General features: G+C 67.6%; 1 protein-coding gene. It reads right to left on the reverse strand.

The window, feature by feature from the left end; genetic code table 11:
• Positions 1 to 39 precede the first annotated feature (39 nt).
• The gene (locus tag ACWD4U_RS34775; RefSeq protein ID WP_449787418.1) at positions 40 to 1,326 is read right to left on the reverse strand and encodes an IS256 family transposase; all 1,287 of its coding nucleotides are present in this window, start codon (positions 1,324 to 1,326) and stop codon (positions 40 to 42) included.
• Positions 1,327 to 1,384 lie beyond the last annotated feature (58 nt).

Here is a 1,384-nt window from a genome sequence, read left to right on the forward strand (position 1 = left end):
GGGTCTGTCCAGTGAACGGTGTAACTCGGTTGGGTTGAGTTAGCGGCGGCCGACGGAGAGTCGGCCGTCGAAGGCGATCTCGAAGGCGTTGAGTGCGGCCTTCCACCGGGTCATCCAGCGCTTGCGGCCGGCCCCGGTCGGGTCGAGCGACATGATCGCCATGTAGACGCACTTCAGGGCCGCCTGCTCGTTCGGGAAATGCCCGCGCGAGCGGACGGCCTTGCGGATCCGCGCGTTCACGGACTCGATCGCGTTCGTGGTGCAGATGACCCGGCGGACCTCGACATCGAAGCTCAGGAACGGCACGAACTCCGCCCAGGCGTTCTCCCAGAGCCGCACGATCGCCGGATACTTCCGGCCCCAGGCCTCGGTGAACTCCACGAACCGCTCAAGCGCCGCCTCCTCGGTCGGAGCCGTGTAGACGGGCTTGAGGGCCTTGGAGATCTTGTCCCAGTCCTGCCGGGCCGCATAGCGGAACGAGGCCCGGATCAGGTGCACGATGCAGGTCTGGGTGACGGCCTGCGGCCAGACCGCGGCAATGGCGTCAGGCAGGCCCTTGAGGCCGTCGCAGACCACCATGCAGACGTCCGCGACACCGCGGTTCTTGATCTCGGTCAGCACGTGGAGCCAGTACTTGGCGCCCTCGCCGCCATCGCCGGCCCACAGTCCGAGGATCTCCCTGGTGCCCTCGACGGTAACCGCGAGCGCGACGTAGATCGGCCGGTTGGCGACCTGGCCGTCGCGGAGCTTCACGTGCACGCAGTCGATGAACACCACCGGGTAGACCGGGTCGAGAGGCCGGTTCTGCCACTCGGCCATGCCCTCGATGACCTGGTCGGTGATGGTGGAGATGGTCTGCCTGGAGACGTCCGCGCCGTAGACTTCGGCCAGGTGCGCGGAGATCTCACCGTGCGTCAGACCGCGGGCGGACAGCGACAGCACCATCTCGTCCACCCCCGACAACCGCCGCTGGCGCTTGCGGACCAGCTGCGGCTCGAACGAGCCCTCGCGGTCCCGGGGGACGTCGATCTCGACTGGCCCGACCTCGGTCAGCACAGTCTTCGAGCGGGTTCCGTTGCGCGAGTTGCCACTGCCGGCCCCGGCCGGGTCGTGCTTCTCGTAGCCGAGGTGGTCCGTCATCTCGCCTTCGAGCGCGGACTCCAGGAGCTTCTTCGTGAGCTGCTGGAGCAGGCCGCCAGCGCCGGTGAGCTGCAGCCCGCTCGCACGGGCCCGGTCAACCAACTGCCCGATCAACTGGTCGTCCAGGGCGTCCGGCTGCAACTCCACCGGCCGCCCGGCCTCCACGGCCTCGGCCGAGACGGTCACGTCTGTCATCAGGTGCTACTTCCTTGATCGGGAGTTACACCGTTCTTTTTACAGACCC

Source organism: Kitasatospora sp. NPDC002522 (genome assembly GCF_053595195.1).